Raw genomic sequence first — 15,092 nt, forward strand, 5'->3', positions numbered from 1 at the left:
ATTACGTATAAAGAGGAGAAATATAATGTTTTCAAGGGCAACGTTAGTCGATGTTTTTTCATTATTCAGCAATCAATCTCACTCTGCTTTAGATAAATTCTTTTTTAAATACGGCATTGAAGAATATACTATATCTGCATCAAATAAAGAAAATAAGGCATTGGCAGCTGCAAGATATTTAATAGACAACCCTGATTCAAAAGGTATTTTAGGTGGAAATATGGCTTATGAAATGGTTGAAGAAATTTTAGGATTTTACATCGAGAACGAATATTATTACGATCGAGAATCAGGGGAGTTTAATGGTTATCCTAAATTAAAAAGGTTGCTTCTTAAAGATGGAATTGAAATTAGAGATGGACAATTAGTTAGAATGGTGGATTCAACAATTAATTATGTTGAAAATGAAAGTTTGTTATTGAAACTACTAGACAAATATAATTTAAGTACAGCTAAGGGGCATTATACTCAGGCGGTAAATGCTTTTACAAGAGGAGAATGGGCTGCTTGTAATAGTCAAATTAGAACTTTTGTTGAAGAAATATTATCCAAATTAGCCGAAGATGTAACAGGTAATAAATATAGGACAAGTCATGAGGCTAGAACAGTGCTATCACAAAGTTCACCGAAACTGTTTTATCCAGAGTTAAATGAATGGCTAGGTAATGGTACAGGTTACTTTGAAACATTTTGGAAGAGATTACATCCTCAAGGCTCACACCCTGGATTATCTAGCGAAAATGATAGTATGTTCAGATTAAACATCTTACAAATATCAATTTTAGAAGTGATGAGGAGATACGATGATTATAAAACGGAGAGTAATAACTAAAAAAAAAAGATTGATGTAAATGTGTAAATGCTACTATAAGAATGTACAGAAACGATTGTTTAAAAATGTATCAATTTATTATTGGGCAGTATTTTGCTGGGCTTTTATATACAAAATGATTACAGCCAATGAAATATACCAAGGCTGACATACTTTTTACCACTGAATAACAAGTAATGTACCAGTAAATGAATGGTGATTACCACCTCAGAATTTCTGAATGATTAAAGTTAAAAAGCCATACGTATATTGAATTATAAATTTTATACTTGTTGTACAGTTTGATTGATTCTCAATAAGAACTGTCTTAACAATCAGACGAGATTGTTAAGCAACACTTAGTAAGGTAAATGGATATTGTGAAGTAGTGCACTTAAACAAACGGGCAGTTTAATGGCATAACTAATCAATGGTTATATTAAATAAATCCCTGCTTTACTATTACGTTGTATGGAAAGAAAAGGTTGAATTAGAAATATATTATGTTATACTCATAATGATTAAGAATGGAAGGAGCATTATGTATGTGTTGCTCATGCTGTCCAGTAGTTGATCAATCCCTTATCTGAAAAAGAAATTATTAGATAAGGAGATTGGAATATGCTAATTCAAAATAAAATAATTCAAAGTGTTAGAAATAAATGTATTGAAGATGAATCGGTTTCAGCGTGTATGATGTATGGATCTTTCACAAAAGGTGAAGGCGATCAGTATTCTGATGTTGAGTTTTATATATTCATTGAAGATGATAAGATGGAGAAATTTAGTTCAAGACACTGGATTTCTAAGGTTTATCCAGTTGACTTAATCTTTTACAATGAGTATGGAACAGAGGTAGTGATTTTTTCAAATTTGATTCGTGGAGAATTTCATTTTCTTCCAATATCAAAAATAGAAGTCATAAAAAGTTTTAAGCCTACTGGAGTTTTTCCGGATCCTGATTCTATGTATATTTATGATTCTACAGAGCAATTAAAGCCTTTACTAGATGATTTAAGTGGTGCTGGACCAAACCGAATGACAGTTGAGAATGTTAACTTCGCTTTTAATAACTTCGTGAATGCTTGGTTGACGGGTGTAAACGTGATGAGAAGAGGAGAGTTAGCGCGTTCTCTAGAGGCTTTAACTCAAGTGCAAAAGTATATATTACAATTGATAAGGATTAAGGAAAATACGGTTGAACGATGGTTAAACAGTACAAAAAATTTAGAAGAAGATATAAGTGCAGAGTCGTATAAAGATTATGTATCAATAACCTCAAAATTAAATGAAAATGAGATAAAAACTGCTTATAAGAATGCGCTGAATATAGTTGAAGTAATGAATGAAATGTTCTGTTCCCTTTATATGGTTGATGTAGATAAAGGTCTAATTAGTAAGCTTTATAGCTACCTCAATGAATAAATAAATTAAGTATAAAAAGTTCACTGTTTATTAGCAGTGAACTTTTTTCAATTAACGGGGTGCTTAAATTTAGAAAAATGCAGTTTGTAGGTGGTGTTTTTTTGAAAATAATTAATTCGATTTTAAGTATTCTAATTATATTTATAGGTAGTTTTTTTATGAGCATCACAGTTTATAATGAAACGTTTCAAACGGTACTTTATAAAGTACTTGGGTTTGTTATTTTAGTCGGTGGGGGAGGATGAAGGGCTAAATGTCTTATTGTACTATCTGGTGCTTTATTAAAAACTAAAGTCGACTATAATCGGCTTATTTTTTTGTTGTGAAATTCTCATAACTCACAAGTATTGACACCGTTGCGCTAGACCAATAGAATAAAGGCATACATAGGTGTCATAACTTAGGGTCATAAATGTAGGGGTTTTTCATATGAAATATGGATATGCAAGGGTGTCAACATTACATCAAGATCTAGCTGCACAAATACATCAATTAGAGCGTGAAGGTTGCGACAAAATATATAAAGATAAATTTACGGGAACAAAAAGAGATAGGCCAAATTTTAATGAATTACTGGAAGTGTTAAAAGAGGGTGATACATTAGCCGTTACAAAGCTAGACCGTTTTGCTAGAACAACATCAGATGGAATAAACGTTATAAAAGAATTATTTGAAAAAGGCGTTAAAGTACACGTATTAAATATGGGGCTAGTTGAAGATACTCCAACAGGACGACTGATATTAAGCGTTATGTTAGCTTTTGCGGAATTTGAAAGGGATATGATTGTGGAACGTACCCAGGAAGGAAAAGCAATAGCGAAACAGAATCCTAATTTTAGAGAAGGTCGACCAAATAAATATGGTAAAGAGCAAGTGGAGCACGCTCTAAAACTACTCGAAACCAAATCCTATAAACAAGTAGAAGCATTGACAGGAATATCCAAAAGTACGCTATTTCGAGCAAAAAAGAAACTACAGGTGGTTGAATAAAAAAAGTCGCAATGTTTTACCCTTTTGACTTTTTATCTGAAGGGGGGTGTTTCGTTGTAACAAGGCTTGAATCCGTATTTAAGGGGTGTTTGTATCCAACTGACTAAGCTGATAAAAACACCTCATAAAAACGGAATTTTTAAAAGTTGTGATTTTTACATGTCTATGTTGTTATAAACTGTTTAAAAAGAAGTATATGTTTTGTAGTTCTTGAAAAGAACCAGTGTCTCTGAGTGATAATTTTGTAGGCTCACAATTCGCATGTGTAACAGTATGCAGAATATCTAAAGTTACTTGATCTTGACTTCCAATTTCTTGTCGACATGATGAACACTGCAAATTCATATTTTAACCTCCTTTCTTTGAATAAGAATAAGCCGATTGTTCATATTTATCAAAAGTGCAAAATTGAATTTTGAACAGTCATATTTAACTTTTATTAAGTGAAAATCCAATTTTCTCTGTTAGAAATTGAAATATCTTACGTTTTTAGTTATCAAAATGCAAATTTGATTCTTTTTGAAAAAAAATTAACTTAATTATTATTCAGTCTGTTCTTAAAAAAGTCAGCTACATTATTTTGATTTTGAGTTTTTTCCTTCCTTAATAACGTAAGGTAATCTAACGGTTTTGAGAATATATTGTTTAAAGCAGAATCAAAAAAAACCAAATTTTCCTGCGAAGACTTTTTTAGGAAATAATGAAACACTTGTGAAATTAAATCTTGTTGTTGTTTATTCAATTGTTGCAAATCTTCACGTGACTTCTTTAATGATAAGATACTTTCTTCTTTTACATTAAGTTCTTTTTCGAGTTGTTCTATTTTCCTTTGCTTAGATTTTAATTCATTAAAAAGGGTTGTCTTTAGTTCCTTATTTGTGATTTTATTATCGATTAGGTTTAATAAATTTTGTAGCTCATAATTCTTTTCATGTCTTTCAAGTTTATGAGATACGGCTGAGTTTACCTCATCTATTAATTTCCTGCCAGCACGATCTTTTTTCCTCCAAAATGATTCTGACGGCAGCTTAGGGATCTTTTGATTCTCATATAGTTCAATGCAATACTTATGTAAATCAGTATATTGTATCTCTTTCGATACACCATGCTTCAGAACGTAACTGTTTACTATTTCTTTAGCTTCAGTTTCAGTTAGTATCGGTTTTCGACCTTTTTTAGTCATATAATTAATAGATACTCCTTTCGATTTGGATTAGTTTTGATAAATTTTGGAGTTCTGACTTAACATTTAGGTGTGTTTGCTCTAGGTCTTTCTCGTTTTCTAGGTGTTCAGGTGTCATGATATTTAAAGCTGTATTTGTATGAATTTTATAAATGAAATTCATCAGTTCCATTAGATTGTCTTGATTTTTATTAACCTTTTCGATTATCTGGTCATGTTTCACTTTTAAATCATCTAAATCAATTCGCCAGTGACTACAAAGCATACATTCCTTTGCTTCGCAACGGATAAGAGAGTCGCTACAATAGCCGATTTCTAATTCACCCCTAAAACTAGATGTAGGTGATTCAAAGGCTTTTAATTTAACATTTTCCGGAATATATCTAATATTATTATCGAAATTCGATATATTTTTATAGTTTTTAATTAACTTAAATACCTCGTTATCAATCCAGTATTCCTTGTGAAAGCTGTAATGATACTGTGCTGCTATTGTTCTGTGCCCACCTAAGCGCGCTATTTCAACAGGTGAAATCCCTTGCATCATTAGTGAAACAAAAGCTATGTGACGAGTATCATTTGGACTTAATTTTTGATTGGCAGGTACGTTAATATGGTAATACTCGTTAATAACTTCTTTGTAAAAACGTTTAAGTAACTTTTCTAAATTATTTTTATTGAATGAATTGAGGTCTCGTTTTTGTAATTCTCTACGTCCCGGGTTGTCGGCGTAAATTAAAGACCTATAAGAGATAAGTGTTTCACTTTCTCCATATTCTTCTGTAAGTTCAATATAATTATTTAATAAGTGGTACATACTTTCATTTATTTCAATTTTATTATAATAATTAACACTATCGTTTAAAGGTTTCTTTATTCTGGTTAGTGTTACAAAAAATTTATTGCTTTCTTTAGAAATACTATCCCTTTTTATTAAACAAAATTCAGTAGATCTAATCGGAATAATCGTAGTTAAATTCCACCAAATTAAGATTGGATAGAAAAGGATTGTCTTTCTTATAGTTTCTTCATCATCAAGCAATTCATCTTTCTGGATGTCAGCAAAGTATTTCTCTAAATAATATGAGAATAATAGGATATATCTTGATGAAGGTAATTGGATTGGATTTTTAACAAATTTAATTTTGTTACGTATATCGTATAATTTAGCAAGATATTTACTTGAATTAGAAATTTCACTATAGTCAAGAAAACTAAACACAGTAGATAACACGTACGTCTTTTCATTATTGGTGATATGATCTTCATGAAGCCATTCTACAAAATGATTTATACGATCTAAAGAGAAAAACTTTGTAATATTGACTGCTATACAAAAATGGTGAAAATAGTGGATACACGTAGATGGTCGGTATTTCTCAAGTAATGAACCAATCCAACATTTTATTAGTAATTGATCGTCTTTGTTTAAATCTTTGTCAATTTTTCCAAAATCTAGTTTTATAGACCTTCCTGGGCTATACTCATGTGAAAATAACCAAATGTCATCGTAAAATGAATTCGATAAAAATATCCCTTTTGATTTAAGTTCAGATATTATATTGGTTGTGTAAGTAACTTCATACTCGGTTAGATAGGGGTTATCAAATGAAACATTAGCCTTTGCAATTGTATTATCACCCATGATCACTCAACTCCTTTGGGTGTATAAGTCGCGTATTCATGTATAGGTTTTTCCGAATCAATATCATTTAATAGTTCTAGTAACCTTATATATCCTTGTTTGCTTCCCTCAAAAAATCCTAATACCACATCTTCGCCAAACTTATCAACCGCATCGTTTAAAATGTCTAGTTCCATAAACAATAAATTTACTTGTTTTATCTTTTCAACATCAAAATTAGTGTTATTGAAGTTATTATTAAACTGGCCTAGTGTGTTTGTAACGCTGGAGACTATGTTAGCAGTAGCATAAAAATTAGGTACAGCATAGACGCAGTTCTTACAGTCTAAACCAGTATTAAGACAACCATTTTCCGAGACAATACATTGAAAGCCCTCGTCTTTACCCGGCAAAAAGTTCTTTTGTAGCTTGTTTAAGGTTTCAAATGCTTTTACTGAACCTTTACTAATAAATAATTCTATTATAGATTCTTTTTGTTTGGTTACACTATTTAAAAAACCCGCGGTGGCTTCAATATTATAAATATCCTTAAATACTGACTTTAACTTTATAATATTGTTTGTTTCCTTTGTCAGATCACCTGTACTTCCATAAACTATTTCACTAAGTATCTTTGGTATGTAACCAAATATGCCACGATTAAATAAATTTATGGAAAGTTCATTAATATCTTCATCTGGTATTTTAATATACATATTGGTTGATTCCTCGCTTTTATGCGAACGAAGTCGCTGAGCGATCTTAAGTGCTGCACCGCCATGTTTTTCTTTTTTTAGTAGTGTATACATGATAGTAAGCAATGTTCTATTCATCTTTCTGTTTTTAAATTTGAATTCTTTAGGAAAACCTTTAAAAAAGTTATTGTTTTGTGTGTCGAGAAAATTATTTTTTTTATTATTGAAATTAATAATGTTATCTAAAGTAGGATAGCAATGTTGATTTATCAAATGACAAATTACATAGGCGTTCGCAACAGCGACTTTTATGTTATCAGATATAAAAAAATTATTGATAGCATTAGTTTTAGAAACGGTGTATTCCTTTGTTAAAAGCAAATTAACGATTTTATCTACCTCATCGTTGGCAAGATTTCTATTTCTAAACTCTTCTAATGACTTTATATTTAGAAAAGAAATGTCAATCATTCTTAGGTTACATATATCTCTATGTCTCCAAGCATTGCTTAGGTGTAATAATATATAAAGCCAAGAATAGGCATATTCATTAGAAAACTTTGATGTAGCAAGGGAGATTCTAAGTAAACCGTCATCTATTGCTGGCTCCCTGTGACTAAGGTTATTTACATATGAGTAAACTTCCTTAAAAGTAGAGTAGTCGTATATATCCATGTCTTGATCTGCAGATCCGTTGGATGTTAATGCCTTTCTAATTTTTTGTATCCTAAATGAACTTTTGATATTATCTTGAATTAATCCATAATAGAGCTTATTAATAAAAGGGATTAAAATATTTCGATGGCTAATAGGAATATTCGAATTTAGTAAACCAAGATTTATTTCATTGCTCGATTTTTGATGTAGCTCCGAATCCAAAATAAAGTCCGATAATAAATTAGTGCATTTTACTAAGGTATTTACAAAATAAGGCACAGTTTCTTTTGCTTTATTGTTATATAGAATAGAATCTGTGCAGTAATTAAACCAATATTGTTGCGTAATAGGTGAGTTTTCGTGAAATTTAATGCGATTTATTTTTAGTAGTTCATAAAAAGCCGAAAGTGGATCACTATATGATATGGAATCTAAAAGTTCTTGATGTTCTTTCTGTTGTAATAAATTTTCGTACTCTGATTTAGGAAAAAGCAAGAATGTTGGAGAGTTTTTATTGAAAGCGTACCTTTCGATACCCGTTGGCTTCTTTCTGTATTTAAAGTATCTAAAGGAATGTTCCCCAAGTGTTTCGGAAACCAAAGACGAGGGAACATACTTCTCTGTAATATCCTGTTTTATTTTTAATAAATTATTTATTTCTTCTTTGTAGTAATAGGTTGTGTTGTGGAAATTATAAAATGACAGTTTAGCTTCTTTTCTAATAGTGGTAAGTTCACTATTTGATATTTTTAAAAGCTGTAAGGTTTGTTTTAGAGAATAGAATTTCTCCTTTTCCCCAAGGTACAGCCATGTATCATCTTTGTTAAACATTTCTACAATCTCTTTTCGGTCATACAACTTTAACCTTGTGTGCAAATCGATCTGTTCAATGTTGTGATAATTGACCAAAAAGTTTAATTGACGATAAGTAATGTTACATTGATTAACCACTTCGTTATTAGAAATATAATTAGTTAAAAATTCATTGATATGCTCTTTCTTGAAATATATATTCTCCGCTAAAAGTTGCTGATCTGTTTTAAAATATTTAATACCTAGTCTTTCACACATTATAAATAAATTAGGGATAAAAGTAGATTTCAAAATAGTAATTGAAGTTTTAGCCATACCAAATAATTTTCTAACCTCTGTAAAAGTATAATAGTTCTTAGATAAATTTAGATGTTTCCTGTAGAACGATGACAGAGAATGATACTCTACATATAAAAGTTTATCGCGATTTCTAAAGTGTTTAATGGCGTTTTCAAGACAGAGTTTATACAAAGTTTCATTTTTCTTAACTAATTTTGAAAAAATCCTACTGTTGATTATTGTTGTTCCTTTGACCCATTTAGCTTTACGTTCGCCAGGAGAAAAATCTTTTGATAAAACTTTTACTTTGGTTAAATCAGATTTAGGGATGTATTCTGTATTCTTTGATATTCTGATTATATTTATATTATCGGTGTGTGCAATGGATTCGTAGATATAAATATTGATGTTTAATTTGTGCAAAAGTTCGTCCTTGTGATATACATTATCAATAAACTTTTCCACATCGGACTTATTGAAATATAATGAATTCCTGTGGTTAACAGTATTTATATTATATACTTGATTACATTTAGATAATATTTCGTTCAAACGTTCCCTATAAGAGGAGGGACTAGACGATCTGCAAACAATTTGTAGAAAATTATCTGTACTTAAGTAGTTTTCCGATAAGTCCTTTTCGATCTGAACAATTTTCATTATTTCATCACGATTAAAATAGGCTACATTGTTAATTTCGATAATATTAAGATGACCCTCCTGAATAAGGAGTTTTACTTTATTCTTAGTTACAGGGATATTTCGTTTGTTGTAATAAAATGAGGACAGATCAATAAGGTTATCTTCCAATTATTTCCCTCCTATAACTGTGACCTTATTCCTTTATTTAGTTTTGGTAATATTTTTCACTTAACTTCGTAATTCGAGGTAAATTGTCTTTAATTGCATTTATAGTTGTTTTTTCGTCTACATACTCCATGGATGAATTAATATTAGTATCACCTCTAGCAATAGCTATTTGTGTAGGTGTAAGTTTCATGTCAAACAGTATATTAGTGTAAATTCCTCGACCTATATGAGTCGACCAATAACTTTCACTTAATAATGTGTAATCTTCATATCTGCCTTGCTTTAATAATTCCTCCAAAAAACGTTTTTTCACTTTATTGAACCTTCGATCATAAACCTTACCAGACATTGGATTGCCATCTTTGTTTATAAATAGTGCCTGTTTATTTTTAGGTTTCATATTTTGAAGGTAATCCATATGTTTAAAATAAACTTCCCAAACTAAAGGTATATCCATTATCGTTTGTTTACAGAGCCTAGGGCTAAGATAATTTGTTCTTTTTGGAAACTCGTTTGAAGTATCTTCTAAATGTGGAAATAGTATATGTCTATTATCCTTTATATGAACCATCATGGATTCATTTGGAATCACCTCCAAATCTAACTTAGTAATGTTTACAACTTCGCCCCTACGTAACCCGCCATAAAATTGAAAACAAATACCAAGTGCAATATCTGGTGAAACAGCTCTAGCGACTTGTATGAATAAAGTTATAAGCTCGTAACGATTCTTACCGAAATCTTTTAGTTTTAAAATGGTATTTGATTTTCTCGAAGAAGGATATTTAGTTTGCAGATGACTTTTTTCAAATAACGATTTAACCGTTCTTCTATCTTTGTAATAGTTAAATTCAATTTCTATCTTTTCATTGATATAGTTATTCTCGCTTAAAAACACAAAAAAGTTAGTGAGTACGCCTTCATACAATTTAATTGTGTTCCTCGATAAACCATTTCTTGTTAGATGAGAAATATAATTGCTGCCATGATATAGATTCAGATTCTTTAAACCCGTAAATGATAGCTGCATGAACAACTTGTCTTTTTTATCTATTGATTTTAGAATATAGTTTAAAAAACGGCATACTATTCTTGCTGGTAATAATTGTGAATTTAGTGATTTGCCATGGTATGCATATTTTACAGTTATAAATTCTGTAATCGGATGAGGCACTTGAACGTTTGTTCTTATGTCATGTACCATTATCGAGACTATATTGTCATTACTACCAATCTCTTTAATCTCTTTTACAATAAACCTGTAAGCTTCACTTAACTCCATATGATCGACCTACCTCAAATGATATTACTTATATTCTAACTTTTTATAATGTTTATTACTAGATTTAGCCTCTTAATTTTATACTTGGCGAAATTAATAAACAAAGTAACATCAATGGATAGAAGGTTTAAATATGGCTTATATTAATTTACGCCTAAAAGCATACCTATAACAATTCATAATCATCCATCAGGTTGTGCAGAACCGAGTTATGAAGATATTGAAGCGACACGAAGACTCGTAAGTGTCGGAGAACTCGTCGGTATTGATTTACTGGATCATATTATTATCGGAGATGGCACTTTTGTCAGTATTAAAGAAAGGGGACAATTATAATGGGTCTGGATATGTATATCTACTTAAAAGATAAATCTACTGAAGAAATGATTGAATTCTCTTATTTTAGAAAATTTAACGCGTTACACGGATACTTTGATATCAAATATAACCTGGATAATCCATGTAGTATTGAGATTGCAGAGGATGATCTGACGAATCTCCTGTTTAAGGTCAATGCCATACGAATGAATGCGAATGTTGCACCTAATGCATTACCGGTGTATTATGGACCTTTTTTTGGGAGTTACGACTATGGTTATATTTACTTTGAATATATCGATCAGCTATATAAAGATTTAAAGCGTTTGTTACAGGTTGACCGGAAGAAATATGATATATACTATCAGGCAGATTATTAGATTTTGTAAATTTACTGTTAATTTTGTTCGTAAAACGAAATTTATTTGTATGAACTATTGAAATTTTCAGAAGATTAATTTATGATTAAAACAACTAATAAAGAAAGGAGGAAAATACAATGAACTACGTTAAACGACAGCATGTTTATTTATCATCAATTTTATATTTTCCTCCTGCATACAAATCAAAAATAGCGATATAATCTTTTCGACGATATTAATTATGGAAATGATTATGTAAAGATTTTTGATTGTCTGTGGGAGTTAATCCCACTCTAAAAATGTGCACATGCTCATCATATGAGTATGTGTATTTTTTTTATGAGTGAACAAGGAGTGTGACACATGTTAGATGTTTTATTTAAGTTAGGATGGTTTTTTAAGCAGGAAAAAAAGAGATATATTTTTGCGGTAATCTTACTCCTTTGTGCGAATGTTACAGAAATAATTCCGCCATGGTTAATTGGTAAAACGATTGATTACGTCAATTTAAAAACGTTAACTCAAGATACATTTAAATGGATATTAGTCGTATTTACTGTAACGCTAGTGTTGAGTTATTTAATCAATTACTTATGGCGATATCTTTTGTTTAATGGTTCACAATTGCTAGAAAGTATGATGCGCAAGAAAATTATGGCAAAGTTTTTAACAATGAGTCCGAGTTTTTACGAAAAGAATAGAACTGGTGACCTTATGGCAAAGGCAACAAATGATTTGAGTGCCATTCGTCAAACAGTTGGTTTTGGTATTTTGACATTAATCGATAGTACAACATATATGGTAACAATTATTGCGATGATGGCTCTTGCGATTTCATGGAAATTGACGTTAGCAGCGCTTATTCCTTTACCATTTTTAGCATATATTGAACAACGTCTCGGGAAAAAGATTCATGAACGTTACACTGTGAGTCAGGATGCATTCGGTGATATGAATGACAGTGTACTGGAATCGATAGAAGGCGTCAGGGTAACACGTGCTTTTGCACAGGAAGAACATTTAGATATTCATTTTAAACATATGACGACTGATGTGGTTAACAAATTTATTCACGTAGAAAAATTAGATGCTCTGTTCAAACCGATTACGATAATTGTTACATCGTTAAGTTTTATGATAGGTCTCGGTTATGGTAGCTATCTTGTTAATCAAGGTGAAATTACAGTCGGTGAATTAATTGCCTTCAATGTTTATTTAAATATGCTTGTGTGGCCGATGTTTGCAATTGGGTTATTATTTAATATTATGCAACGTGGTAATGCATCGTTAGACCGTGTAATGGAGACATTAAATACTGAAGATGTCATGGAAGATCCGATTGATGCTTCAATTCCAAAGGATCATCACGTTTCCTTTGATGCTGTAACTTTCCAGTATCCAACAAGTGAAGAAGAAAATTTGAAGGATATTGATATAGAGGTTAAGGTAGGCGAAACATTAGGTATTGTCGGTCCAACGGGAAGTGGTAAGACGACTTTAATCAAGCAGATTTTAAAAGAATATCCGATGGGAGAAGGGAATATTTCTATCGGCAATTTAAGCGTGAAAGATTTATCCAAGTATGAAGTCCGTAATAAGATAGGCTATGTTTCTCAGGAAAATATATTATTCTCAAGAACAGTAAAAGAAAATATTAAGTTTGGTAAAGAGGATGCGACGGACGCTGAAATTGCAGAAGCAATTCGTCTTGCCAATTTCACTAAAGATGTTGAGAGACTTCCTCAAGGGTTAGAAACGCTCGTTGGAGAAAAAGGAATCGCAATTTCAGGTGGACAAAAACAACGTATTTCTATTGCCCGTGCGATGATAAAAAATCCGGATATATTAATATTAGATGATTCATTAAGTGCTGTAGATGCAAAAACGGAGACAGCGATCATAGAAAATATTCAGGCTTCAAGAAGCGGGAAGACTACGATTATATCAACGCATCGACTTTCAGCTGTACAACACGCAGATTTAATTGTGGTATTAGATCGCGGAAAAATTATCGAGCGTGGTACTCATGAAGCACTGATAGCGAACAATGGCTGGTACAGGTCGCAATTCAATCGTCAACAGTTAGGAGGTGTCTCTTAAATGTCGACTACTAAACGTTTATATTTAGAGGCTAAGAAAGAGAGAACTTTATTTATCATAGGTTTTATCATATTATTCTTTGCTGTCATTATGGAGCTTATTGGTCCTGTCATCGGGATGTATATTATCGATCACCATATCAAGACAGCAACAGAAGGTATTATTAATATGCAGCCGATATTTTTATTGTTAGCAGTATATTTCATCATTGCAATTATCTATGCGATATTAAGTTACTATCAAACAATCTATTTCCAGACAGCCGGTTCAAATGTTATCAAACACTTACGTACAAATTTATTCAGTCATATACAGAAACTTCCGATTAAGTTTTTTGATAATTTACCAGCTGGAAAAGTTGTAGCACGTATCACCAATGACACACAGACAATATTAGAGTTGTTCACAGTGATGCTTCCAACATATATTGCTGGTATGACAAATATCGTCGGAATTATTGCAGTAATATTTTACTTTAATGTTAAAGTTGGATTACTGGCACTTATTGTAGTGCCACTATTATTTGGCTGGTTATTAATTTACCGTAAAATCAGCGATAAATATAATAATATCGTTCGTGAACGTAATAGTGATATGAATGCCATGTTAAATGAATCAATAAATGGTATGACAATCATTCAAGCATTTAATCAGGAAGAGAAGATTCAGCAGGAATTTAATCAGTTGAATGAAGAATATTTAAAGAATTACAGCAAGATTATTCAACTTGATTCTATTACGAGTCATAACCTTATGGGTACGATTCGTTCATTCGTATTTTTAGCGATGATTTACATATTCGGACAATCATTCTTAAGTGCTGAAGCAACACTTACTGCGGGTATGATGTATATATTGGTTGATTATTTAACTCGTCTATTTAATCCAATGTTCAATATGGTTAATCAGCTCAGCGTTTTAGAACAGGCGCGTGTGTCAAGTAATCGTGTTTTTGAAATGATGGATGAAACAGCAGAAGTTCAGGAAAATAAAATCATGACGCAGTGTGAGGGCCATGTGAAATTTGAAGATGTATCATTCGGATATAAACCTAACGAACTTGTATTAAGAAATATCAATATCGATGCTTTACCTGGTGAGACGATTGGTCTCGTTGGTCATACCGGTTCAGGGAAAAGTTCAATTATGAATCTTCTCTTCAGATTTTATGATCCGACCACGGGTCGCATAACAATTGATGGTATTGATACAACGTCTGTTACTAAACAATCAATGCGTCAATTTATGGGTATCGTATTGCAGGATCCGTATCTTTATTCAGGAACGATTCTTTCAAACATCACTTTAAATGATCCTAAAATTACTCGAGAGATGGCGATTGATGCACTGGAACGCGTGGGTGGATATAGAGTGTTACAGTCACTAGAAAATGGCATTGACACAGAAGTAGTAGAACGTGGATCGACGCTTTCAAGTGGTCAACGCCAGTTAATATCATTTGCAAGGGCGCTGGCATTCAATCCTAAAATATTAATATTAGATGAAGCGACTGCTAGTATTGATTCAGAAACAGAATCTGTCATTCAGCAAGCGATGGATGTGTTAAAAGAAGGCCGAACAACATTTATTATTGCACACCGATTATCTACCATTAAACATGCTGATGAAATTATTGTTCTGGATAAAGGGGAAATTATCGAACGCGGTACACATGATATATTAGTCGAAAAAGGTGATGTTTATGCTAAAATGTATGCATTGCAATCAGGCGGGAAATAATCG

Annotated in this window: 11 protein-coding genes and 1 pseudogene; 7 read left to right on the plus strand and 5 right to left on the minus strand. The window is 31.6% G+C overall.

Annotated elements, in window-relative coordinates; translation table 11 throughout:
• Positions 1–25: 25 nt before the first annotated feature.
• The 3 genes from BHX94_RS02455 (at position 26) to BHX94_RS02465 (ending at position 3,226) form a co-directional block, all read left to right on the plus strand.
• On the plus strand, positions 26–832 hold the full coding sequence (locus tag BHX94_RS02455) for a hypothetical protein (RefSeq protein WP_111744783.1): 807 nt from the start codon (positions 26–28) through the stop codon (positions 830–832).
• Positions 833–1,432: 600 nt separating this feature from the next.
• A complete protein-coding gene (locus BHX94_RS02460) occupies positions 1,433–2,236 on the plus strand; it encodes a nucleotidyltransferase (protein WP_111744784.1) in 804 nt (267 codons plus the stop codon).
• A gap of 429 nt (positions 2,237–2,665) precedes the next feature.
• Positions 2,666–3,226 carry a recombinase family protein gene (locus BHX94_RS02465; protein ID WP_111744785.1) on the plus strand — a complete coding sequence of 187 codons (561 nt, stop codon included), beginning with the start codon at positions 2,666–2,668 and terminating at the stop codon, positions 3,224–3,226.
• Between the two features lie 171 nt (positions 3,227–3,397).
• Here BHX94_RS02465 and BHX94_RS12780 read toward each other — a convergent pair whose 3' ends face one another.
• The 5 genes from BHX94_RS12780 to BHX94_RS02485 all read right to left on the minus strand — a co-directional run bounded on the left by BHX94_RS12780 (position 3,398) and on the right by BHX94_RS02485 (position 10,569).
• On the minus strand, positions 3,398–3,571 hold the full coding sequence (locus BHX94_RS12780) for a hypothetical protein (RefSeq protein WP_170120737.1): 174 nt from the start codon (positions 3,569–3,571) through the stop codon (positions 3,398–3,400).
• 190 nt (positions 3,572–3,761) lie between these two features.
• Positions 3,762–4,409: a hypothetical protein gene (locus BHX94_RS02470; protein WP_111744786.1), complete on the minus strand. Its 648-nt coding sequence runs from the start codon at positions 4,407–4,409 to the stop codon at positions 3,762–3,764.
• 4 nt (positions 4,410–4,413) lie between these two features.
• Positions 4,414–6,054: a site-specific integrase gene (locus tag BHX94_RS02475; protein ID WP_111744787.1), complete on the minus strand. Its 1,641-nt coding sequence runs from the start codon at positions 6,052–6,054 to the stop codon at positions 4,414–4,416.
• A gap of 2 nt (positions 6,055–6,056) precedes the next feature.
• The gene (locus BHX94_RS02480) at positions 6,057–9,287 is read right to left on the minus strand and encodes a hypothetical protein (RefSeq protein ID WP_111744788.1); all 3,231 of its coding nucleotides are present in this window, start codon (positions 9,285–9,287) and stop codon (positions 6,057–6,059) included.
• 37 nt (positions 9,288–9,324) lie between these two features.
• Positions 9,325–10,569 carry a site-specific integrase gene (locus BHX94_RS02485; protein ID WP_111744789.1) on the minus strand — a complete coding sequence of 415 codons (1,245 nt, stop codon included), beginning with the start codon at positions 10,567–10,569 and terminating at the stop codon, positions 9,325–9,327.
• Between the two features lie 168 nt (positions 10,570–10,737).
• Between BHX94_RS02485 and BHX94_RS02490 the strand changes: the two are divergent.
• From BHX94_RS02490 to BHX94_RS02505, 4 genes and pseudogenes are all read left to right on the plus strand, one after another.
• Positions 10,738–10,905: pseudogene (locus BHX94_RS02490) on the plus strand (JAB domain-containing protein); the annotation flags it as partial.
• Entirely contained in the window at positions 10,905–11,267 is a 363-nt protein-coding gene (locus BHX94_RS02495) for a hypothetical protein (RefSeq protein ID WP_111744790.1), read from the plus strand. The pseudogene BHX94_RS02490 and the gene BHX94_RS02495, both read left to right, overlap by 1 nt.
• Positions 11,268–11,612: 345 nt before the next feature.
• Complete coding sequence (locus tag BHX94_RS02500) at positions 11,613–13,349, plus strand: ABC transporter ATP-binding protein (RefSeq protein WP_111744791.1); 1,737 nt, start codon at positions 11,613–11,615, stop codon at positions 13,347–13,349.
• Positions 13,350–15,089: an ABC transporter ATP-binding protein gene (locus BHX94_RS02505; protein WP_111744792.1), complete on the plus strand. Its 1,740-nt coding sequence runs from the start codon at positions 13,350–13,352 to the stop codon at positions 15,087–15,089.
• Positions 15,090–15,092: the final 3 nt, after the last annotated feature.

The organism is Macrococcoides bohemicum, from assembly GCF_003259675.1.
Lineage (GTDB): Bacteria > Bacillota > Bacilli > Staphylococcales > Staphylococcaceae > Macrococcoides > Macrococcoides bohemicum.